Origin of the sequence: Aureliella helgolandensis (assembly GCF_007752135.1) — a bacterium.
GTDB classification, from domain to species: domain Bacteria; phylum Planctomycetota; class Planctomycetia; order Pirellulales; family Pirellulaceae; genus Aureliella; species Aureliella helgolandensis.
Genome location: NZ_CP036298.1, coordinates 1,272,167 through 1,294,623, shown reverse-complemented (window position 1 = coordinate 1,294,623; position 22,457 = coordinate 1,272,167). Strand labels below are relative to the sequence as shown.

Annotated in this window: 17 protein-coding genes; 8 read left to right on the top strand and 9 right to left on the bottom strand. The window is 56.3% G+C overall.

What is annotated here, in order from left to right; genetic code table 11:
* Positions 1 to 885: a LysR family transcriptional regulator gene (locus tag Q31a_RS04550; protein ID WP_145074663.1), complete on the bottom strand. Its 885-nt coding sequence runs from the start codon at positions 883 to 885 to the stop codon at positions 1 to 3.
* 269 nt (positions 886 to 1,154) lie between these two features.
* On the opposite strand from Q31a_RS04550, the gene Q31a_RS04545 reads away from it, so the two are divergent.
* A complete protein-coding gene (locus tag Q31a_RS04545) occupies positions 1,155 to 2,810 on the top strand; it encodes a hypothetical protein (protein ID WP_145074660.1) in 1,656 nt (551 codons plus the stop codon).
* Positions 2,811 to 3,201: 391 nt separating this feature from the next.
* On the opposite strand, the gene Q31a_RS04540 is transcribed toward Q31a_RS04545, so the two are convergent.
* Positions 3,202 to 3,426, bottom strand: a complete 225-nt coding sequence (locus Q31a_RS04540) for a hypothetical protein (RefSeq protein ID WP_145074657.1) — start codon at positions 3,424 to 3,426, stop codon at positions 3,202 to 3,204.
* Between the two features lie 311 nt (positions 3,427 to 3,737).
* On the opposite strand from Q31a_RS04540, the gene Q31a_RS04535 reads away from it, so the two are divergent.
* The gene (locus Q31a_RS04535) at positions 3,738 to 4,013 is read left to right on the top strand and encodes a BON domain-containing protein (RefSeq protein WP_145074654.1); all 276 of its coding nucleotides are present in this window, start codon (positions 3,738 to 3,740) and stop codon (positions 4,011 to 4,013) included.
* A gap of 108 nt (positions 4,014 to 4,121) precedes the next feature.
* Here Q31a_RS04535 and Q31a_RS04530 read toward each other — a convergent pair whose 3' ends face one another.
* Positions 4,122 to 4,610: a pyridoxamine 5'-phosphate oxidase family protein gene (locus Q31a_RS04530; protein WP_197356202.1), complete on the bottom strand. Its 489-nt coding sequence runs from the start codon at positions 4,608 to 4,610 to the stop codon at positions 4,122 to 4,124.
* 193 nt (positions 4,611 to 4,803) lie between these two features.
* Positions 4,804 to 5,193: a hypothetical protein gene (locus tag Q31a_RS04525; RefSeq protein ID WP_145074648.1), complete on the bottom strand. Its 390-nt coding sequence runs from the start codon at positions 5,191 to 5,193 to the stop codon at positions 4,804 to 4,806.
* Between the two features lie 394 nt (positions 5,194 to 5,587).
* Between Q31a_RS04525 and Q31a_RS04520 the strand changes: the two genes are divergently transcribed.
* Positions 5,588 to 5,788 carry a hypothetical protein gene (locus Q31a_RS04520; protein ID WP_145074625.1) on the top strand — a complete coding sequence of 67 codons (201 nt, stop codon included), beginning with the start codon at positions 5,588 to 5,590 and terminating at the stop codon, positions 5,786 to 5,788.
* A 100-nt stretch (positions 5,789 to 5,888) separates the two neighbouring features.
* Here Q31a_RS04520 and Q31a_RS04515 read toward each other — a convergent pair whose 3' ends face one another.
* Complete coding sequence (locus Q31a_RS04515) at positions 5,889 to 6,719, bottom strand: mechanosensitive ion channel family protein (RefSeq protein WP_145074621.1); 831 nt, start codon at positions 6,717 to 6,719, stop codon at positions 5,889 to 5,891.
* An 11-nt stretch (positions 6,720 to 6,730) separates the two neighbouring features.
* Positions 6,731 to 7,888 (bottom strand): hypothetical protein, encoded by a 1,158-nt coding sequence (locus Q31a_RS04510; RefSeq protein ID WP_145074618.1) that lies wholly within the window; start codon positions 7,886 to 7,888, stop codon positions 6,731 to 6,733.
* Between the two features lie 424 nt (positions 7,889 to 8,312).
* On the opposite strand from Q31a_RS04510, the gene Q31a_RS04505 reads away from it, so the two are divergent.
* Positions 8,313 to 9,830, top strand: coding sequence for an SDR family oxidoreductase (locus Q31a_RS04505; protein ID WP_197356200.1), 1,518 nt, complete (start codon positions 8,313 to 8,315; stop codon positions 9,828 to 9,830).
* Positions 9,831 to 9,838: 8 nt separating this feature from the next.
* Positions 9,839 to 11,098, top strand: coding sequence for a glycosyltransferase (locus Q31a_RS04500; RefSeq protein ID WP_231691063.1), 1,260 nt, complete (start codon positions 9,839 to 9,841; stop codon positions 11,096 to 11,098).
* A 23-nt stretch (positions 11,099 to 11,121) separates the two neighbouring features.
* On the opposite strand, the gene Q31a_RS04495 is transcribed toward Q31a_RS04500, so the two are convergent.
* The 3 genes from Q31a_RS04495 to Q31a_RS04485 are packed head-to-tail and all read right to left on the bottom strand — an operon-like array spanning position 11,122 to position 16,169.
* Complete coding sequence (locus Q31a_RS04495) at positions 11,122 to 12,390, bottom strand: glycosyltransferase (protein ID WP_145074609.1); 1,269 nt, start codon at positions 12,388 to 12,390, stop codon at positions 11,122 to 11,124.
* Between the two features lie 33 nt (positions 12,391 to 12,423).
* A complete protein-coding gene (locus Q31a_RS04490; RefSeq protein WP_145074606.1) occupies positions 12,424 to 13,773 on the bottom strand; it encodes a hypothetical protein in 1,350 nt (449 codons plus the stop codon).
* On the bottom strand, positions 13,740 to 16,169 hold the full coding sequence (locus Q31a_RS04485) for an efflux RND transporter permease subunit (protein WP_145074603.1): 2,430 nt from the start codon (positions 16,167 to 16,169) through the stop codon (positions 13,740 to 13,742). The genes Q31a_RS04490 and Q31a_RS04485 overlap by 34 nt, the downstream gene beginning before the upstream one ends.
* An 815-nt stretch (positions 16,170 to 16,984) precedes the next feature.
* Here Q31a_RS04485 and Q31a_RS04480 point away from each other — a divergent pair.
* The 3 genes from Q31a_RS04480 to Q31a_RS04470 all read left to right on the top strand — a co-directional run bounded on the left by Q31a_RS04480 (position 16,985) and on the right by Q31a_RS04470 (position 22,436).
* Positions 16,985 to 20,458 carry a coiled-coil domain-containing protein gene (locus tag Q31a_RS04480; protein ID WP_197356196.1) on the top strand — a complete coding sequence of 1,158 codons (3,474 nt, stop codon included), beginning with the start codon at positions 16,985 to 16,987 and terminating at the stop codon, positions 20,456 to 20,458.
* Between the two features lie 234 nt (positions 20,459 to 20,692).
* Positions 20,693 to 21,355, top strand: coding sequence for a hypothetical protein (locus tag Q31a_RS04475; protein ID WP_145074597.1), 663 nt, complete (start codon positions 20,693 to 20,695; stop codon positions 21,353 to 21,355).
* Entirely contained in the window at positions 21,348 to 22,436 is a 1,089-nt protein-coding gene (locus tag Q31a_RS04470; protein WP_145074594.1) for a prenyltransferase/squalene oxidase repeat-containing protein, read from the top strand. The genes Q31a_RS04475 and Q31a_RS04470 overlap by 8 nt, the downstream gene beginning before the upstream one ends.
* Positions 22,437 to 22,457 lie beyond the last annotated feature (21 nt).

The window sequence follows — 22,457 nt, the reverse complement described above, 5'->3', positions numbered from 1 at the left end:
CTACTTGCCCGGCGCCGTCAGCCCTCGCAAATGCTGCTTGAATGTTTCCAGCAACTTGCTTTGAAAGCGGTAGGGATTCCACACCATCGCGATCGTCCGCATGGGTTTCACGCCAGCGATCCGTCGGTACACGCGGCGCGAAGAGTCATCGCGAACCTTTGCCATGTCGGGAATAAAAGACACGCCATGTGCCAACGAAACCAATTCCTGCACGGTGGCCAATTGACTCGTCCGTTCCACGGCAACCGGTTGAATCGCGCGATGTCGACAGAAGGCGACGATATTATCCGATAGACAGTGAGCTTCGTTTAACAACACAAACGGGCACGATTCAACGTCGCTAACGCGAATATTCTTGCGTGCGTTCAGTGGATGGCCGGGAGGAAGGATAAGCCACAGCTCCTCCTCCAACAACGCTTCGGTTTTCAGGTACTTGCTGACAATGGGCAAGGCGACGATGGCAATGTCGATCTCCCCGTCAGTGCAGCCCTTGAGTAGGACGTCGGTCGTTTGCTCTTGCACCAGCAACCTAGCCTGAGGAAACTCCGTCGAGAATCCGCGGAGCACATCGGGCAGAAGGTAGGGGGCAATGGTGGGAATCGCCCCAACTCGGATCCGCCCACTCTGTCCATCATCGGTAATCTCAGCCAGCATATCGTCGGCGAGCGCCAGCACTTGTTGAGCTCGCTGCCGCAGGAGCGTCCCAGCATCGGTGAGCTTCAAAGCACGAGCCTGGCGTTCGAATACGGGTTGTCCGAGCTCTTCCTCTAAACGCTGGATCGAACGACTCAAAGCAGACTGCGAAATCATCAGAGATTCGGCAGCCCGAGTGAAATTGCTAAACTCGGCGACCCGCAGAAAGTATCGCAGTTGATCAAGTTCCATTTAGATTCCTTTAGAGGACGGACTGTCTATAATAGGTGGACTCAGCAGTCTGTCCAGACAGAATGGAGGCTTAGGACCGTTGGAACAATAAGTGTCGCCAGATCGCTCGATCGGCATGTTCCCGAACAAACCGGCGGAGCGGTTCGGCGACTATCCTTCAACAATTGTTCCGACGGTCCTTAACAGCGTCCCCCTCATTCCTTGAGGATGCTGCGTTCTACCCCGACCGCTGACACCACTGCCTGCAAACTCTAACCGGCCGACATGTCGTGAAACACTTCTCACTTCACCTCCCATCGCTTGGGATAGCCCTGAGCCTACTTACTACGATTTGCACCTCATGCTGGGCTGAAGACGTATTCGTCATCCTGGGAGGTGGGCCCGATCCGACGAGCAATCAAGTCTCCCTCGAACGCAATGTGGTCTTCGCCAAGTCCACCATCGCAGCTCACTCAGCGGCAACGTCTTCGGTCCATCTCTTATTTGCCGACGGCGAGAATTCGGCACGGGATCTACAGTTCCATCCCGAGCATTCCACCGAGCTGGATGCTGAAAAGTGGATGCTACGCTTGTTTGGCAGCCCCGTCAGTCAGTTTGAGTACCGCAATCATCAACTAGGTACCGCCCATCAGCCCGCGACTTACTCGGCACTCAAATCCCTGTTTGGACAACTCGGACGAACGCTGCGGGCAGGCGATCGCTTGTTCGTCTACGTGACAGCACACGGAGGGCCAGCGGTACAGGAGTACGATTACTATGACGACTACTACAACGACTTAAGCTCTGCCCCAACGCCCAATGCCCGCAACACGACAATTGCACTATGGGATGAAGGAGCCATTGACGCTGAGGAGTTCTCGCAGTGGCTGGACCGTTTCGACGCCAACGTTCCGATTATTATGATCATGACACAATGTTACGCCGGAGGATTTGCAGATACAATTTTCAACGGCAGTGATCGCAAAGCTGGACTCAACCTCAGGCCGCGATGCGGCTTCTTCGCTCAGCGCCATGATCGCGGTGCGGCGGGCTGTACGCCAGAAGTCAACGAAGCTGACTATGAAGAATACAGCACCTATTTTTGGGCTGCGCTCAACGGCCTAGATCGGCTAGGCAATCCAATCGAATCCCCAGATTACAATTTGGATGGAAAAGTTCAATTTGCAGAAGCTCACGCATTCGTGCTCCTCAACAGCCGCACAATCGACATCCCGATCACCACCAGCGAAGTTCTCCTGCGGAAGTACAGCCAGCTGAGGAAGTCCAGCGGCTCGAAAGAACGGGCTCCAGCAGAAACAGGAGGCTTGCTACGGATGTTTTTGGGTGGCGCTAATTCCGCCACAAAGAGTCCTCCGAAACGGTCGCCGGATAGCGAGCTGCTAGGAGCGACCGAATCCCTGGAGCAGATTATCGAGCGAGCCAATGTAGTGCAACGCACGGTCATTCGAGAACTAGCGGAGCAGCTGCAATGCGATCTGCAAGAGAGCCTTGCCAACGTGCGCCGCCACCGCAAACAAGCTAAGACGAAGTTGGCCTCCAGTGAGTCCAAGGTTGCTGTGGAATACCAACGATTGGAGGGGCTAAAGACACGGCTAACCGCGGCAGTCCAGGGGGAATGGCCTGAATTGCTGGAATCTACTTTCAGCCCAACCCAAGCAGCCTTGGCAGGGGACCGCTCGGAAGAATTCATGGCATTCATCGACGCGGCTCCCGAATCGAAGGCGATCAAAGGTCGCGGTGAGAAGTTGAAAGAGCTGCGACAACACGCCAGCGACCAAGCAAACCTGGAAGCCCGCTGGCATCGCTTAACGAATGTCCTGGAAATCGTTCTCTTGCAAGAGAACTTGGCCCGAGTCGCTACGCCGGAAGTCATCGACCACTACCAACACGTCATCGAGCTCGAGTACGGCAGCCTAGTGCAATGATGCCGCAGTGAAGCTAGAGACCGATTAGTTAGACTCGCATTGGTTAGACTCGAACCAGCGCGCGGCAATGACGCCCTTGCCGCTCTCCAAGCGATGCGCGATCCACAACCGAGAGATCGTCTGAGACGATCTTCCAAGTACTCGGCCCGTAGGGGGACGGGCTGTCGAAATAGCAACCCGCTGCGTGAGCAAGGAAAGTTAGTTGCCGCTACAGGGCAGTTTGGGACGCAACCTCCGTGTTAAAAATCAAATTGCTATTAAATCAACAGCCCGGGGAGCCCCTGAACGAAGGATTTCAGGGAATTCGCAGGCACGAGCAGGAGTTGGAGTTGGAGTTGGAGTACGTTTTCCGGTTGGGCCTCGCGCGCTGACCGGGCGGCTCAACCTGGCTCTAGAGCTCCGGCTCTACTGGGGTCGTAGGCGCCGGGCGGGGCAGAGTCGGTGGAGGATCGGTGAGCGGGGAGGGACCGCCGGGCGGATCGCCGGGCTGGGGCGATGAAGGAATCGGACGTTCAGGCGGAGAAATCTCCGGCGAAGAATCGGGCCGCTCCGGCGCAGGTGGTGGATCGGTGGGGCCCGGAGACGTTGCTCCCAAACTTTCGAATTGCGGATTCATGGTATGGCCTACACTTTTCTTTCGTAAATGGAATTAATAGGAATGCCCCTGGCGAGCACTCAGTGTGCACTACGCTCGCGCTGAGTGTGCACTCCGTCACATGGGCGGCGTTCCTCAAGCGACGGACCGCAAGCTGTTCCTGCTGTATACACCTAATAGCAGATCATATGCCAAACGACTGCTTCCCCTAAGAAGTAGGGACTGCGGGGATGGCACAATCTTTGCTCATTGTGTACTCGAGTGAGCTTCCGTTGAATCGCTTCCCACCTTAGCGATCCGCATTTCAGTCGACACACGAGAATGGATTTGTCATGGAACCTACGACTTCACCATCCCCAACCGAAAATTCACTAGCACAGAATTCGCTAGCATTACGTGTGGAACGCGCGCTGCGGCAAGGCAGCTATCGCCAACAGTTGACGCGCGTCCATTGCCGTTCACAAGGTGCCGACGTTGTGCTCGAGGGCTCGACCGATTCGTTCTACCTTAAGCAAATCGGCCAAACAATCGCAGCAAAAGTTGATGGGGTGGCGCGAGTCTTCAATCGCATTGAAGTTCCTCACTCTCCCATCCGACGCCCAAAGTAACCAACGGCGGCAGTGAAGTCCTGAAGGCCGCGGCCTCTACGGCGTAGCCGACTGTCAGGAGACGGAGTAAGGGGGAAGTGCATCGGCCACCGAATGCGTTCCACCGGATCACAGCTTAACTTTTGAATGCTGCGATTCGTCCAGATCCGGTCGCGTCCCTTTCGCATAGGCCTGCACCGCCTTAAAGACGTACTTGAGGCGGTTCACTCCTGAATTCGACCACAACTCGCCGAAACGTGCGTTGACGCGGATTAGAGCGATGCGAGTGCTTTGAGGACCTTGAGGAAACCAGACGCGCCAGGGTTCACTCCACATTGCCTCGACCATCGTCCTATCCTCCACCACCTCAGCAGTACCACTGATGGATAGGTAGGTACCACCGCCCGACATGGTCACACACACCTCGGGGTGATTGGCGATCTCATCTACCTTTTGAGTGTCGGAATCGGTTGCGAACCAGATGTCACCGTCGTCTTCCACGCCAGCAACAAACATGGGGCGTGCGATCAGATTGCTCTCGGGCGCGTGTGTGACCAGCATTGCTTGGTCGAATTGCTTGCACGCGTCAATAAAAGTCTTGCGCTGTTCAGCGGACATGGCTGTCTCCTTAAGATCATTTGAAATTGAACTATTTTTCTTCATTGGGATGGACTTGGCTGGCTGGGGACTCCAACACTCGCCCAGTCGCACCGCAAGGAGCCGACTCGGTTGGCAACCACCTCACGAAGCCTGATCCATCTAACTCGCATCGTGGATCCTTAGTCCAACGTGCCAGGCTCTCTTTGCATGGTCACTGGCTCGCGGAGTTGCCACCCAATGTCGTGACGGGAGGGTGAGGTTGATTCTCTGGACGTTCACCGATTGGGAGTTGTTGATTCGGAACGGACGATCGCATGTCGCTGTACCGGTCGTAGGACTCTTGAATCCGGTTCAAGAGTCCGCGCAGTGCTGCCCCGCGATTCATGACGTCCAGTCGACTTTGGTCGCGGACTCGCCTCTCAATGGCGTCACTCAGTGTCCCCTGTGCAGGTTGGTGCCGCATCCAACCATTGGTAGCCAACGACTCGGTCAGCGCGTCGATCCGTTCGTCGGTCGGTTTCGACTTGCCAGCCAAGCTGTCGGACACCCAATCGGTCAAGTCCCGCAGGATGGCTTCTATTTGAGGGGTAAGAGTACTCACGCCGTGCTTTCTTGGTAGAGAGTCAAAAACATAGCTTTCGTCTTTAAAGTTGGGGCTTAGCAAATTTGCCCAGAGCATGAGGGTTGAAGCACGGGGCATGCCGAAGCGCAAGAGCACACGATTTCCAGCCCGATCGCCCTCGAATTGCAATTGAAACGCAACTTACGGCGCATGCTGAGGGAGCCGAAAAAGCGACCTGCTCGAAAAGCGATCAGCCTGAAAGGGAATCGGGCGAGTGACAGCTTCCCAATCCACCAGAAGACATCCAGCGGATCCTATCGAGGCGCTGGCCCCCACTTGCCGAGGCTTGGCATCCAACTTGCATGGTAAGTCTCCTCAGCAGAATTCGCTGCATGTCAACTGCCGTGCAAACCACGGCGAGAAGGAGCCGAAGATGTCTACTCAAGTAAAAGATGAAAAAGAGTTGGAAACCGACACACTGTCCGAAACGCTGCGGGCGGGGGCAGTCGGTGAGGATGCTCCCGTCGAAGAGAAGCACCCCGAAGTTGCAGGAGCGTTGGTAGGCTACACCTATCCGCTCGCGCTCATTGCACTGCTCCTGGCGGCACTGGCAGCAATGGCATTCTGGTACTAATACAACGAAACTTTGAGCTTAAGACTGCACACAGACGTAGCGGGCCTACGCTTGAACACGGCACCGTCAACTGTCCGGATTTACGCAACATCTAGAAGCACTAGAGTTCGGCGGATTGAGTGATCGAAGGTGGTGCTACGAGGAGCTTGATCCCTATCTGGCGAAGAGCTGCGTTTCCTCGCAAGGTCAAGTCGGTGATAAAGGCGAATTGCTCGCGGCATTCGAAGGGATAGGCGCGGACCGTGTATTGAGTCGCCCAGGGAAGTTGCTTGGCCACCACTACTGGTACATGGTCGATGTGAAGATAGGTGCTCGTCAATGCGACATCCAGCAGCTTTTGCCTGACGTGATCACCATCGTGGGTTGGCGACACGTAGAACTTGGGGGCACACTGCATATCACGCCTGCCCCCATTGGAGTTCAAAATTGCAGAACTCCACATGCTGTTATGCGGAATGGTTACCATCGTGTCGTCGGGAGTCATCAGGTTTACAGTCCTCATGCCTAGGCTACGCACCTCTCCATAGTGCCCTTCGATACTCACCCAGTCCCCGACGCGGTATGGTCGCTCGAACAGGACCACGATACCTGCGATCAGACTGCTCACATAATCTTTGAAGGCAAAACCAATCGCCACGCTAGCCGCACCGAAAACCGCAAACAGGTTGGATGCGGTGGGCTCGATTACCAATGGCACAATCTGCGAGATCGCCGTCAGCACGAAGAGGATTCGGAACAGTGGGATCCAGGGAAGGATGTAGAAACGGAACCTCGTTGGAAGCCTACCGGTAAGCCACGTGGCGCACCATCTGGACGTTACGATCGCCAGATAACTGGCTACGGCTATACCCAGGATCAATAGGAAATCGACGTCATCGAACTGGCGGAAAACGGAGCTAACTTGCTCCGGAGAGTTGGGTAGTTCAGGCACAATCTGGCTTCCTAAAAATCGTCGACGAGCAAGCCATCCGCTTTAAGTGCTGAGCGCACGGCTGGGTAGGCCAACAGGGTGACCCGCCAAAACCCATCTTGCAACTCAATCAGCTGGGCGGCTTCCAAGGAGGCCAGGGTCTCGATCGCCTTCGAAGGCGGAAAGGGTACAAGCTGCAAAATGATATCGGGCTGGAGCCCTCGGTGAAGCAGCAAGGTGTGTAGCACAATAGCTTCCCGCGTTGATGACTTGGGAGGCAGAATAGGGCGTTGCAGATCCGCTAGGGCCCGCACTCGGACGGGCATTGGGTGGCGAGCGCTCTGCTCACACTCCGCCTCCTGCGCCTTGGTACATAACAACCGCCCCCAAATAGCACATGCGACCCCTGGGTTCCCCCGCGCGATCACTGCGATCTTCTCTAGCAATTCCTCAGTCTTGCGTTCGATCGTGAGACGCCCCGCCGATCTTTTGCCATTGGAATCCCCCGCTGCTTCAGTTTCGACGGGAGGAAACAGCTCCTCCTCGCTATCCCGGTAGAGGAATGGACGCTCTCGCGATTCAATCAACTGAAACCATTCCATCAGGGCGTGAGGATCAAAAGCCCGCATCGCGATTGGCGGAGAAAAGACGGAATGAATCTGAATCGCCTGAGTCAAGTACGCCCAGGCCCAACTATCACACCCCACCACCACGCGACATGGTGCTTGCCAGACCCACTGCGTAAACTGCCTCAACAGATCCAGGCCAGCATGATGTCGTAGAAAAAATCGCTCCAGGTGAGGGATGACCAATACGCCGCTCGACACCTGAGGCATCGACTCCCAAAATCGCATCGACGGGTTCTCAAGTTCCAGCGAGTCGTTATCTCCGGCAGGCCGTAGAAGACGCTCAACCTCCGGAGGTTGGACCACTTGGTGCCCTTCTTGCTCTGCCCATCTTGCGACGATCTCCTGAGCGTAGCTCCCTGCAGGACCAACAATTGCCAGCTTTACATGGGCCGGACCGCGTGTTTCCAATCGCTCGCGTAAGAGCCGAGCAAGGTTGTGGGTTGCCAATTCAAATTGCGGAACGGGCAACAAGCTGGCGATTTCCGATTGCGGCAGCACCTCTAACTGCGCAGAATCCTCACTCTCCGAAGAACCCCTACTTCCGGAAAAGAGCTTCTTCACAAATGCATTGAATCCCAAACGCACAACTTCAGAGGTTGACGCATCGGGAAGTTGATAGTCTGAGGCATTTGCATACTCCCAAGCTGGCTGGTCGTCTGAATCTTTAATGGGGTGCTTCGCCTCTTTGAAGTAAACGGACTCACGCGATCAATTTGCGGAGGTCTGATTGGCTTAACGACTTGCTGCCATACGGCCTCGCCCCGCCTGGGCATGACGTCAATGCGGTGGGGCCCATTATGATTAGTAAAGGTTGGCTTACCATTCCCCCGGCACAGTCCTAGCCAAGATCCAAGGACTCCAATTCCCCCAGATACTGCCAAACGGGCATTTTGCCCCCGAAAACGCCTATTGTGTGGGGGAAGTAACGGAGTAAACTAATGCCTCTAATACCCAACGAGACCGCCCCCACCTGGAGATTCGATTGTTGCAGAATCATATTTTACTGACTGGTGGTACGGGCTTGCTAGGGAGATACCTTCTACGGGACCTCCTTTTGAAGCAGTGTCGCTTGGCATTATTGGTCCGCCCCAGCCAACGTGAGAGTTGCCAAGATCGTACCGAGGCCATATTACAGGCTTGGGAAACGGAACTGGACCAAGTGCTACCTCGCCCCGTCGTGCTCGAGGGAGACATCTGCGCCCCCTACCTGGGGCTCAGTGAGCGAGATCGGGATTGGCTAAGTGAGAATTGCAACACCGCTCTACATAGCGCGGCCTCACTTGAATTCCACGAAGTAGCCTCCGGCGAGCCCTACCGTTCCAACATTGGAGGCGTGAAGAACATGCTCGATGTGTGTGAGCAGGTTGGCATCAACCAATTCCACTATGTTTCTACCGCCTATGTGGCAGGGCTGCGTCCCGGCGTGGTCAAGGAATGCGAATTGGACGTCGGGCAAGAATTTCGCAATGACTACGAGAAGAGTAAGTGTGAAGCCGAGAAGCTAGTGCGTCAGGCCACCTGCTTCGATTCGCTTACCGTCTATCGCCCCGCAGTAATCTCGGGGGATTCGGTCAGCGGATATACGAGCACCTATCACGGGCTCTATCTCTACCTCAAGCTCATGTCAATTTTGGTTCGCAACACTCCTCCCGGTCCCGATGGAGTTCGCGACACACCGGTTCGGACCGAACTAACAGGCGATGAAAAGCGGAATGTGATACCCGTTGATTGGGTATCTGAAGTCATGACCCATCTGGTGACAACGCCGGAATCGCACGGTTTAACGTATCATCTAGCTCCCGAAATTCCGTTGACTCCACGTGAGATGATTGAAGCGGGTTATACCTACTTCAACTCGCGCGGCGTGATTTTCGAAGGACCATCGGCGCAAGCGACCGGCCCGATCAGCGAAATTGACCGCAACGCCCACGAAAACATTGGGATGTACAGAGAGTATGAAGAATGCGATCCCAGTTTCGATCTAACGAATCTTCGCAAGCATGCAGGTCATATTCCGTGCCCGCCCATCGACGAAGCCATGTTGCACCGCTACTTGAAATTTGGTGAGGCCGACCGCTGGGGTAAGCGTCGCCCTCCCGCAACCAAGCCGTACAACTCCATCCAACAACAATTGGAAGCACTACTTTCTCCAGCTTCCGAAACGCTTGAGTACCATCCTCTCAGAGTCAACCTGTTCATTCTCGGGCCAGGTGGGGGAGATTGGAAATTATCAATCCAACAGGGGCAATTGGTAGCAATCGAGCGAGGTTCCTACCAGTGCCCTCAGGCTAGCATCGAGACCGATACCAAGACTCTCGAATCGCTCCAAACATCGGCAGCATTGGAATCGGAGCAGCCACACTTGGTACTTCAGTGCTCCTCCGAAAACCAACGCGAGGAACTGGAAATTCAGATCGCCGATGCGCTGCAAATTCGACTAAAGCCAGAAGGCAGTTTTCGATCGGCCGCGAATTCCACCAGCAGATGCGGCGCACTGCGATAGGACCGCAAATGCTAACCGGATTATCGCTGGGGCTCGCAATGCTAGTTGGGCTAAGCATTTTAACCCAGCTTTGGGGCACCTCCCGGTTCTTGCGCGCAATTGCATCCTACAGAGCTCCCGTGATCGAAGACCGCCGCCTGCCCCAAGCGGCCATTGTGCTCAGCGTGCGTGGATGCGATACGGAATTGCGAGAGTGCTTGACGCGTTTGGCACAGCAAAACTATCCGCGGTACTCACTCCACATCATCGTCGACCACCCTTCCGATCCAGCCCGCGCGGCCGTGCAAGCGTGGAGGGACGAGAATGCACTGGACAATGTCCATGTGGAGTTTCTCGAATCCCCCTCCCCGCATGCCTATCTCAAGACCAGTGCCATTCGGCAGTGCGTTGCCAAGCTGAATTCCGAGATTGAGATCGCTTGCCTCGTCGATGCCGATACGATGGTGCACGCCAACTGGCTGCGCGACCTCGCTGCCCCGCTGGCCGAGGGCGACGCTGGGATCGTCACGGGAAATCGCTGGTACGCACCGCTGCAATCAACCTGGGGAGGAATCCTCAGATGCCAGTACAACGCATACTGCGTGATCCCAATGTATTTCCTGAAGATTGTGTGGGGCGGCTCACTGGCGATGCACCGCGCCGTCTTTGACACCCCCTTTTTCGACCAACGCATGCGCGACACCTGCACGGAGGAATCTGCAATCCGCGAATCGGCAACGACGCAAGGATTGGAAATCCAGTGCAATCCCGATGTATTCCTCCTGAACTCAACCGAGTGCTCGGTAGCAGGCTGCTTTCAGTTTGTGCGAAGGCAGCTTATCTGGACGCGACTCTATTACCCCAACTGGCCCCACATCACACTAGGCGTACTGGGATCCTATGCCCTGTTGGTCGCTACGTTCTGGGTCATGGTTTGCGCTGCCTACCATGGCAACACACCGATCGCCCTGCTCGACGGAGCCGCCTTGTTGGCGCAAATTGGATTTGCGCAAGGGATTCTCGAACTGCTGCACCGCCGGCTGAGTGCACGCGTTGTCGAGCGTGGTGGGGAATCGTTTCCCCCAATCGGCTGGCGGCAGCGAACAACCAGCCTCCTGATGTGGCCGATATTCTTAACCTTTCTCTTGCTCGCAGTGCTTAGCGCCTCCTGCGCTCGACGAGTGCGTTGGCGCGGAATCAGTTATCAAATCCTTCCGCCGTCACGCATCCGCATGGTGAACTACCAACCATGGGCTGAGGTTTCGAATCAACAATCTCCGCCCAGCTAAAACAAAACGAGGCGAGTGCAACATCAGAGAGAGTTGGGTGAGTCCTCTTGCTCTGGGGATTTCACGGAGGAGTGATAGGGAGCGTATTTCTCCATGGCAATCTCCCAGGCACCGCCAATGCGATATTCGATCCCACGCCACTCTACCCGCTTCAGAGTGCAAGCCGAGCGAAGAGCCAATGCATAGACAAATTGAGTCAGCGCTACACTTCCGATCCACTTGAGCACTCCAGCTGGGTCTAACCAACCCGTCGGCTCACCACGGGAACTTACGATTCGCCGCACAGCATACTCCATCGGAGGCAGCATGAGCGTTACGGACACTTGATAGAACACAAAGCTCCAAGCGGCCACGCTAGCCGCTTCCTTGTTTCCGGACAGGATCGAGACCAGCGCACAGACCAATGCCAACAACGGAAAAAGCGTAGTCACAACACCGTGGCTGGCCACACCCAACCAAGCTGGATGGTAGAGTCTGGCGGTCAACAACTGGCGTCGCACCCAGAAGAAAAAGCCCTTGAGGTCGCAGTCTTCGCGATTGATCATCATCAAGGATGGTACAAAGGCCAAACGCAACCTAGCTTTTTTGAGCTGCGCGAACAGCATCGTATCCTCGCAAAATGCATGACTCCATTTATCGAGGATGTCGGTTTCTCGAAAAACGCGAGTCTTGATAGCCAGCGTTCCTCCCCACCCAATGTTGTACCAGTACATTTGCACGATTGCTGCAGCATTCCACGAGTAGCGTATTAAGGCCGGCATGGAGGTACGTACTGGCATGTACCAACGATTTCCGGTGGCCGCTCCCACCTTGTCATCCTGAAGGGCCGTCGCCAACTCCCGCAGCCAGGTGGCATGCGGCACCGTATCGGCGTCGATGAGAGCAACAAATTGAATCGTTTCGTCGAGCGTCCCAATCGCCTGAACGACGCTGCTGCATTTCAGACTGCAGCTTGGTAGTGGGTTGATCAACACATGCTGATGCACGACTGCGCTCGAACTCTCCAAGTTCAGCTCTCGGAGGATCTTCATAGCAGGATCGCTAGGATGGTCGACAACTAGGTGGATTTGAAACTCGGGGTAGTCCTGTTCCAGAATGCCTTGGATACATTTCTTAAGGAAGGGATCGCCACCGCGTAGACACAGAATCACTGCAGCTTTCGGTGCATCCGCGTTAGAGATAAGCTGTTGTCGGAAGCGTAGCAGTCGGATAACGAATCCAGCCACCAGCAGCCCCTGCAGTGCAATCAGGGCGACCAGAATTCCAAATATAATGTAAGCCAGCGTGAGCAATACATACCCCTAAAAAGGTTGAAGATCTTAACGTTAAAACTCACCACGTTCGGCTGCCACAACGACGCGCCGCACAACATCCTGCATTAACTCTTCCGCCGACTCGCGGTCAATCGGCCTGGGGTCATAGTGTAACGTGATTGCCAAACGGTTGGCGAACCACGTAGCTCCGAATGCCACGCATGTTTGAGGAGTGAGTGGAGGAACGAGTTCCGTGCTCTTGAGCAGCACATCCCCGCACTGCAACCCGTCCTCCGTTTCGGGGAGGTCGATGTCGGTGAGCACGCGGCCAACATTGGAAAACACCGAGGTCGCGTGGCACCGTTCGCCTTGAAGAGCCTGAGGGATTCCGCCTGGCGCGTAGCGTCGCGCCGCCAATGAGAACAAGAATGTACACCCAAGTCGGTTATTCTTGATTGTCTCCATCTGCCGATGAAGACTAGCCAACAGCCCCTTTGTATCCGCGATATCCACGCCTCTTCGATCCAAGAACACGGCGCTGACGACATTCGCAGCAGGCATCGCCGCATCGCGTTGGTTACGCATGTTCATCGGCACCATCATCCGCAACCACTCTCGCTCCTGCTGTATACCACGCCGCGTTCGCCAAGCATCAAGTGCAGCGAATAGTACAGTACACAGCAATTCGTTGGAAGTTGCAGACTCGGAATGAGCCAACCGTCCCAGACGTTGAGAAACGGGGAGAGTGAACTGGTTAGATAAGACTGTCGGGTAGACATCGCGGACAGATTCGAGTGCTGCCGGCCGGTGTGGCAACAACGGAAGCGGACGACGACTTAAATACTCTCGGACTCCCAACACTCCGACCAACTGCCGAGGCAACATTCGCAGAAATTCCCACGACGACATATTGAAACCACCGCGGCGAGAAAGTAGTTTCGCGTCGACCCGGGGCAGGGCGGGGACCGCCTCCCGCGTCGCGTCCGCAAGGCTTGCTGCTCCATGCGCATACAAGAGCAAGATATCGCGAACAAACTGGTAGCCTCCCAAACCATCACAACAGGCATGATGCATCTGCAACCAAACGTCGGAGCATCCCTGGTCTCGCTGCACCCAGATTGCAAAACCTTGGCGCGAGATATCGAGTGCTGGCATCGCACGAGCGGCGTTCGAATCCTCGCCCTCGCACCACACCACCGAACTGCGGAGTTGAGCGTGGCTCGACCAGTAGGGGCGATTGGACCGAAAGACGATTCCGGCTGCCAGCAAGGGATGCCGACTGGCGGCATCTAGGACCGCTTGCTCGAATCGCTCAGGGAAGAGGTGCCCTTGAAACCGAAGGCGAATGAAGAACTCGCAGGGAAAACCAGTCGTGTGCTGACACAACATCAGCTCTTCGAAGGAGGTGAGTTTTCCAGGCATGTCTCGTCAACTTTGGGGGATACCAATGCGAGCCGCAACGGCTCTTCCTGAACAGGCTCAAACAACGCCCCCAAGGGGCTTAATAGCAGAGCGGGTAAAACGATTAAATCGGCCAGCAAGGCTGAAGCTAACATGGCGGACATCACCCACGAAAATCTTGCGATCGGTACAAAGTCGCTCATGGCGTAGGCCAGCAGCCCAACCCCGCAGATAATACTGGTTTGGGTCATCGCGCCCCCACATTTCTGGAGCGCTAGCAGTACCGCGTGATGGCGAGCAGCAGGGCCCTTCCTAACTTTTGCACTCTGCAGCCCTCGGCGAAACCAAGTGAGGAAGTGCAGCGTATCATCGACGGCGATTCCCAGCGCCACACTGGCAGTCATCATCGAACCTATCTCGATCCGCAAGCCAAGCAACCCCATGGTGCCCAACACCAATATACAAGGAATAACATTTGGAACCATTGCCAACAACCCAGCACCAAAGTTGCGAACGACCGTCAACAGGCCGATGCGAATCGATTGCCCCCACCAGTCGGCTCGTGACATCCAGACCATCAAGGAAGCCATGACCACAGCAATCAGCAAAAATGCCGTCAGAAAGCTGTTTCCCAAATCACGGATCATTTGGTCTTGCGCCTTTTGAACCAGCGGAACACCACCGCAGTAGAGAATGCTCAGTCCGGGAAAACCGGCTTGCGTCACCTCGGTGATCAGTGGCTGCACATTCCTCCGTAGCTGCTCTAAAATGGCCGCGTAGTCATTCTCCTGGGAAGCATAGGCTCTGCCACTCACGCGCCACAGTTGCTCGCTGGGCGTATCGGCTAGCATTCCCGAAGTTCGCAAGCCCTCCATCGCCTCTTCCGATCGCTTGTTGAACACAGCACGGCGAACGAGATTGGCGGTGCCTTGTCCTGTTATGCCATTTAGTGATGGGCAAAAATTGATGGCCGACACCACGGCATCAATCCCCACAGTTGACCTGCAAGCGCGCTGGACTTGGCTAACCAGCTGCAGACGCTCGAGCAGCGGTTGCTCCACCTCCCCGGCCGGATCCTTGGGGATTCGCACCACCAATTCAATAGGCACCAGTGGACCGATTTTCTCCTCCAACCAAGCGTAGTCCTGGCGGATACGGGCATCGGGTGCAAACATGTCGCGGATCTGAAGGCCAGCGCGCAGTGTTTCGACTCCCGTGGCGGCGTGTGCCGTAATGCCAAGACTCACCAGCAAAATCAAGTACTTCGCATGCGAAACTCCCCCCAGGAACGCTGGCCAAATCGAAGATCGCCCAGAATCGGGCCCTCGGCGATTCCGGTTCCCCGTTGAGGAGCGAATCCGTGGTGAAAACTGTTCAAACAATGCGGGCAAGAGAGAGAACAGGACCACGCTGGCTAAGAGCACAGCCATGGACGAGAATCGTCCAAATTTCTGAACGGGTGCTAGCTGGCTAACAAGCAGCGAGAGCAACCCCATGGCAGTCGTCGCGGCCGCCAACCAAAACGGCACCAAAGCATCCTCCATGGCTCGCAACGTCGCTCCCGGCGCCCCAGCCTCGTGCACCGATTCGCGGTAGTAGTTGGCAATGTGCACCCCAGAGGAAATGGAGAGGACGAAGATCAACATTGGAATCATCAGAAGGACGCTGTCCATCCGCGTACCACTGACATAGACCATCGCTAAGGAAAGCTGCTGGCAAAACAGGGCACACACAAACACCATGCCCGCCAGCTTCAAACTCCCCAGCAGCCACCACATCAGCAAGAAACAGCATCCAAAGGACACCAACGCCAAGGGCAGTAACTGATCATTGCTGGCACGATCGATTTCCACCGAATCAAGCACCGAGCCTGCCTGATGGATTTTAACGCCTGCGAGTCCTGGAATCTGCCCAGCACAGTCCTCAACATGCTGGCGCAGCAGATGCCGGCTGCTCCAGCCTTGGTCGGCAAGCGTGGCTACCAAGCAAGTTGTAGGGCCCCCCGGTTCCAATAGCCAACCCTCTAACCGTTTGCGCGCTGCCCCCGCAGACAATTCAAGAGGCGGCCCCCGCAATTGCTCCTCAATCTCTCCTCCCGAACTGACGCGGCTAAAGAGCTGAATCTCCTCGTCGGTCGCATCGATAAAGGGACGTCGCAAGGCCTCCGCCAGCGCGCGTGCCCGAGGGTCGTCCAGCGTACACCCCTCCCAGCTTAGCATCAGCATCGCGTCAGTGCCGAAATGCTCACCAAACCACTTGAGATCCTGAGTTTCCTGGAAGGACTCGGGGAGCCAATCCATGACGTTGTTGGAATTGCTCTTCACTGCCAGATCTGCGGCATAGACGATCAGGGGCGCCAACAACACAAAGGTTGCAAACACTCTCAGTCGCGTTCGGTTAGAGAAACATTCTGCCATACAGAGACCAGCTCGAACGTCGAGAAACCTTTTTTCTTAAGGGAGGCAGGCTAGCAGACACGGCGTCCGCGGAGCGAGATCGATCGAAGGTGGCGTGCAGGCGCGTCTCGCTTCGCGACACGTCCTCAGCGTCCAGTTTCCACTTCAATAAAGTCGGACGTTCACGAAGCGCGTGGAGGCCCCAGTGGGTATAACGCGCACCGGTTGAGTTACAAAGCACCGCCCACGTCCAGCACTGCAATTTTTGCGGGAATCGCTACCAACCGTAGTGGCTCCGGTAAATGCGTCGACTATGCAGTCGATCGCAAGTTTCAAGACGCCAAATTTCAAGACGCCTAAGGTGGGGCGGAGGCTAACCCCCTCCCGCCGACGGGATTCACCTGGATTCAGGTTGCACATGACACCCCTCATAAAACAATCCCCATAAACAACTCCCCATAGACCCTGGCGGCTGAAGCAACGCTGGCTAGCCTGCCATGACAACTAGGACTATGACAATTAGGACTTCGGGGGGGGGCAGCTTAGGTCGGCGGATGTTTGCTCGGCGCTCCCTCCACCATGCCCTAGATGTACAGTAGATGCCCCACGCCGTCTTTTCAATTCTCACTCAATTCTCACTCCTGGCTCGGATTCCAAGTTGAACTGCTCGGCCCAAATGTTGAACGTGTCCCTTTTTTCTGCGGCAAGCATTAGAATGCAGTGGGTACCGCGTCTTCGGTGGGCGCTGCTTGGCTCCTTGGGAGACCTCCGTTTTGCGGACTGAAGGTAAGTCGACACAAGAAATTCGCCAGGAACTGGTGGCAGGCGTGGGCCAAATGGCCCATCGTGCGCAGCGTCTTAGCCGTCAGCGAGCCGCTGGACTGTGGCTGGCAGCCACGCTAGCGGTCCTCACGTGCCTCATCACCGCAGATATCCTGCTGCAACGCGAGGAATTGGGCCTGCGTTGGCTTGTGGTAGCAATCCTATGGGGTTCGGCAATTGTCTTCGCCCACCTTTGGCTGCGGCCCGCTTGGCGATTTGCTCCAACTTCCCTAGAAGTCGCCCAATGCGTCGAAAGAAGTCAGCCCCGCTACCAACAGAAACTCGTAACCGCTCTGCAACTCTCCGAGCTCGAGCCCAATGACATGCGTTTCGGCAGTCCGGCTTTTCGAGAAGCGGCGCTGCAGGCTTGGTCGCAAAAGTACGAAGTGCCCGCGTGGCAAACCTACGCAAACCGACAACCTTGGTGGCAAATGCTCTGCCTGTTGGGCGGCGTCATCACATGCCTAGCGGCGTTGGTGTGCTGGATTCCTAGCGAAACGAGCTTGGCGCTGTTGCGGATCTCCACACCCTGGGCGAGTCATCCCTGGCCTCGTGCCGATGCCTTGGAATTGGTGTCGCCACCGCGGATTGTCGCCATCGGATCCAATGTGCAATTGGAGATCATCGACCATCGGGGTCCCTTACCCCAACGGGTCGATTTGCAAGTTCGGGAGATTGGCAATACTCAATCCGCCGGACAGGAGGTGCTCGAGACGGTCATCGCCGGTGAAGTGGCCGTCGCTAATCTCAACTCCATGAGCAAAGGTGTGGAGGTTCGCGCGGTTGGTGGAGAAGACGACTCCATGGCCTGGCACCGCATCGATGTGGTGGAAGCTCCTCGGCTCACCTCCCCAGTCTTCGATGTGACACCTCCTGCCTACAGCCTGCGGCCCCCCATTGAGATCGTGGGGCATCGCATTCAGGTTCTAGCGGGAAGCCAAGTCCATTTCCGGGGCGAATTCTCAGAAAAGATCGCTGCCGTCGAAGTCCAGCCGCTCAGTAGCTTGGCCGAGTTGCAGCAAGAAAGCACTCGTGCGGCGGCAAGTTGGCACGCGGTACTCACTTCAGACCAACGCACATTGCAGTTGAGCGATCCGCAGGGAAAGCCGCTTCCGCTGAACCGCACGCTGCGTTGGCGGCTGCGTGTCACCACAGCAAACGGACTCGAAGTCGAGCTGCCCGAGAATTGGGGAATCGAAGTCACCGCCGACCAAGTCCCCGAAATTGTGTTTCCGGGGAGCGGTTTCAACCTCTTGGCGGTGGACGCAACGCTACCGATCAAGGCGCTCGCCACGGACGATCTAGGACTCGTAAAAGTCCAGCTCCAACTTCAGTCGAGCGAAGCCACCGAACCCATCACCACGACGCTTCTCGACCGGCCGAGTTTAGCCGACCAGGCCCCTCTACTGAATTTGGAGATTGAAACCCAAGTATCGCTTGCAGACGTTTTTGCTGCGCATCCAGGTGAGCAGATTTCAGTCTGGTTGGAAGCAACCGACACCTTTGGACAAGTCACGAAGAGCCCAGCAGAATTATTCGAGATCCGCTCTTCCGCCGAGCTTCTATCGACCATCCAGCAGCAGCAGGAACGGCTCGTCGAACAGACACAGCATTTGGTCGACGCACAGCGGACCAACCAAAGCCAAGTCAGCAAAACCGCCTCTCGCATCGAAGCCACCTCAAAGGTTCGACAGAGCGATCGTGAGGTGCTGTCCAGCATTCTCCAGCTCCAACAAACACTTTCACAACAGCTTAGTGGCGCGTCCAATAGCATTCTGGAAACCATGACTCAGATGCAACAGCGGCTCACTCAAAACCGCCTAGATGACGCGCCCCTAGCCAGGGATTTGCAACACTTGAGCAGCACCTTGCAGTCGATCGCTGCGGAGTCGATGCAGCAGGCAACCAACTCAACCCTGCAGGCCCACGAAGCAGCCCAGCGCACCGTCGACAAGTCGCAGGAGGAGGCTCGCGAGACTGGCCAACTGGCGGCCCATGCCGCTGCCGCGCAGCTCGACACATTGGGAAAACTCCAGCAATTGCTCGACCGTCTTACGCGAGACAAAGCATTGCAACAGCTGCAAAGCGAACTCGCCAGAATTCTTAATCAACAAACGATGACACGCGATGCTACCGACTCTCTACACGTCGATGGCTTGACCGAAGCCAACACCGAATTGGCTGATCGCAGATTGAATCTAAGCAACGACCAGCAGGCCCTGGCAAGGCAGATCGATGAACTGCTACGGCGCGGAAGCATGATTGCTCAATCGGCAAACAGTGTTTCCGCGTCGCAACTCGAACGCTTCCAACGCGCCACGGAATTGCTACTGCAAAGCCAAGTGAGCCAGCAAATGCGAGAGGCGGCCCAGCACATCCACCAGGAACGCTTTACCTCAGCCCTCGACGCACAACACACCGTCATCCGCAGCCTCCAAGAAGCGTTGCGGATGCTCGGCTCCAACGTCTCGACTTCGGCCACGGAGAATCTCGCGGGACGCGCACAGGACCTGCGTGAGATGAGTCAAGACCTAGCCAATCTTGCCAGCCGCGAGCTTCAATTGGCTGACGCCCTCCAACAGTCCCCTGCTGGCACTCCAGCCAAGGATCTTGCTCAACAGCAAGCCGACATCACTGCGACAACCTCTCAGCGACAGCAAGCGGCTGCGGACCTGGGTGACGCGGCCACTCAAGAAAATCTATCTCGGGTTCTTGATCAACAGCGAGACGCCGAACAGTCCGCGAGCGAGGGAGCCATGGAGGAGGCAGCGGCAGCCGCGCGCAACGCCGCACAGCAACTCCAACAAACCGCAGAGCTCATCGAGCAGCGCGCACTGGGACTCGATCATGAGGCGCGGCAGCAGCAGTTCTTCCAACTTGCCACCACCCTCCAATCCTTAGTGGAATTGCAACGCCCCATCGCCTCTCAGCTGGAGGAATACCAACCCCACTACAATCCAGAGCCAGTGCTCCCCACTCCCGACGAATTGGTGCAGCTGACAGCCGCGCAGGAAGTTGTGCGTCTGCGAGTCCACGAAGTGCGGCGTGAAACAGCCGAACTTCCCACCTTCGACTGGACGTTGGAACAAGCCGAGCGGGACATGGCACGCGCCGTGGCAGCTGCCCAACGCAATCGCATTCAACCGGAAGCCTGGGAAGCGGCGCGATTGGCATTAGGTAAATTAAACTTGGCTGCTGAAGCGTTGTCCGAGCATGCCGACAGCCAGTCAGCGGAGACCACCCCGAGCGATGCGGCTTCCGACGATGCGGGGCAAAACGACAGCCCCAGGCTGGTCCCCCCACTCGCCAGCCTAAGGTTGCTGCGAGCTTTGCAGCAAGACATCAATGCCCAAACGGCAGAACAAGATCGAAACTCGGATAAACTGAGCCGCATAAAACGCCTTAGCGAACTGAGCTCCCAACAACGCGCGCTTGGAATGCAGCTCACATTGCTCCTGGAGCAACTCACCACACCGGCCCAGGAGTAGACCGTGTTCAATGCCATGAAGCTCCGACGAGGTCGCGATCAATTTTCTCCATCTCCTTTCGGGATGCAATCCATGCCTTTAGGTATTCATCCAAGGCCCTCCGCAGTGAAGCCCCAGCACCGATCCCTAGCCTGCTTCGCATTGTTTACCTGCCTTTGCCTCCCCGCCTCAATTTCCTCAGCACAGGCCCCCCCAAAAAACGCAGCCACCCCCGCTACGATTGAGGAGGATGCGTTGCTCGACGGATTACTTGATTTGCTGACCGATCCGGAACCCTCTACCGCTCAAGAGTCCGCGTTGGACGGCAGTTCCCCCGCCACTCCGCCCGTCCCTCAAATAACCCCCGAGGACTTGGGGCTGGACGGTGAGGATTTGGGAGAGCAAGCGGAAAACCCCTTGGCAGCAGTTCGACAAAGCATGTTGATCGCCGCCGAGTATCTGAAACAGGGGAGTGCCGCCAGCGAGACGCAATTGCTGCAGCAGAACATCGTTCAACGCCTGGACGAACTGATCGATGAAATCAAGTCAGCACAAAAGCGACAAAAACAATCTCAACAGTCCACCAGCAGCGCTGGAGAAGCCCAGGAGCCAAGCCAAACCACCCCGTCCGCCCCCCCTCAAACATCCCCCTCGTCCAATTCTTCAACGGCCTCAGCCGACCAGGACGACGGTACGGATCCAAACACGGAGCCAAGCGTTGGAAATCGGCCGGGCGAAACGGGGCGTGCCGCAGCGGGGGACGTTCAACTCGCCGATCCGCGGGCTCTTCAAGAGAATGTGTGGGGACAATTGCCTGAGCGAGTCCGCAAACAATTGCAATCGCGCAGGGTCGAACAATTCTTGCCAAGTCATCGTCAACAAATCGAAGCTTACTTTCGAGCGTTACTTCATGAATAGATTGCGCGGCAACGCATCGCTGTCCCCCAGCCTTTCCCGACGCCAACTGCTGCAAACCACGCTGGCTGCTTCCTCCTATCTCAGCATCGGCTGCTGGAGCCGACGGCCATGCCTTGCAGAGAACTTTGCGGCCCGCTCCGACACAGACTCACTCTACGATGCATCGGTGGACAAGGCGATTCGCCGGGGACTGGAGGTGTTGGTACAACGCCAAAATCCAGACGGAACCTTTCTCTCCTCGGAACAAGGTGAATGGGTCGGCGTCTGCTCCCTGGTCGGATTGGCATGGCTCAGCCGAGGCGTGCGTCCGGGGATAGGCGAAGCTGGCCAAGCACTCCGCCGCACGGGCGACTACGTGCTGTCGAAAGTACAAGCCAGTGGCTTCTTGTCAGCCAAAAGCACAAGCCATGGCCCCATGTACGACCATGGATTCGGCACCCTCTTCTTAGCAGAACTGTATGGCACCTCTTCAGATTTAGAGATGCGGCGAAAATTGTCCTCGGCAGTCCAATTGATCGTCAACACGCAGAATGATCTCGGGGGCTGGCGCTACAACCCCAAACCCGAGGAAGCGGATTTATCGGTCACGGTCTGCCAGATGATGGCGCTCCGTGCAGCCCGAAACTCTGGATTCGGCGTCCCCAAAGAGGTCATTGATCGCGCCGTCGATTACGTCCGCCGCAGTCAAAATCCCGATGGAGGATTCATGTACCAGACGCGGGGCGGTGGGAGTCGATTTCCGTTGACAGCGGCCGCCATCGTGGCTCTTTACAGTGCGGGTATCTACACCGGTCATGAACTCGATATCGCATTTGAATACATGGAATCCCAGGCCGAGACAAATCGCAGTCGAGATCGAAACAATTTCTTTTACTACTCGCACTACTACTCCGCCCAGGCCTTTTGGCACATTGGTGGGGAACCCTGGAGGGACTGGTACGCGCAGCTCAAAAAGAGTTTGCTGAGTATGCAGAATCCCGACGGAGGCTGGTTCGACTTCAATAGTCTAGAATACGGGACGGCCATGGCGTGTCTCATCCTCAACATGCCACGCTCCGTCCTGCCGATATTCCAGCGGTAGTTCCAACCTGTCGATCACTAG

Excerpts from the sequence above, each read along its gene's own strand:
- Q31a_RS04550 (WP_145074663.1), bottom strand. The coding sequence starts at position 885 with ATGGAACTTGATCAACTGCGATACTTTCTGCGGGTCGCCGAGTTTAGC.
- Q31a_RS04540 (WP_145074657.1), bottom strand. The coding sequence starts at position 3,426 with ATGAATCCGCAATTCGAAAGTTTGGGAGCAACGTCTCCGGGCCCCACC.
- Q31a_RS04535 (WP_145074654.1), top strand. The coding sequence starts at position 3,738 with ATGGAACCTACGACTTCACCATCCCCAACCGAAAATTCACTAGCACAG.
- Q31a_RS04530 (WP_197356202.1), bottom strand. The coding sequence starts at position 4,610 with ATGTCCGCTGAACAGCGCAAGACTTTTATTGACGCGTGCAAGCAATTC.
- Q31a_RS04520 (WP_145074625.1), top strand. The coding sequence starts at position 5,588 with ATGTCTACTCAAGTAAAAGATGAAAAAGAGTTGGAAACCGACACACTG.
- Q31a_RS04500 (WP_231691063.1), top strand. The coding sequence starts at position 9,839 with ATGCTAACCGGATTATCGCTGGGGCTCGCAATGCTAGTTGGGCTAAGC.
- Q31a_RS04490 (WP_145074606.1), bottom strand. The coding sequence starts at position 13,773 with ATGCCTGGAAAACTCACCTCCTTCGAAGAGCTGATGTTGTGTCAGCAC.
- Q31a_RS04485 (WP_145074603.1), bottom strand. The coding sequence starts at position 16,169 with ATGGCAGAATGTTTCTCTAACCGAACGCGACTGAGAGTGTTTGCAACC.
- Q31a_RS04480 (WP_197356196.1), top strand. The coding sequence starts at position 16,985 with ATGGCCCATCGTGCGCAGCGTCTTAGCCGTCAGCGAGCCGCTGGACTG.
- Q31a_RS04470 (WP_145074594.1), top strand. The coding sequence starts at position 21,348 with ATGAATAGATTGCGCGGCAACGCATCGCTGTCCCCCAGCCTTTCCCGA.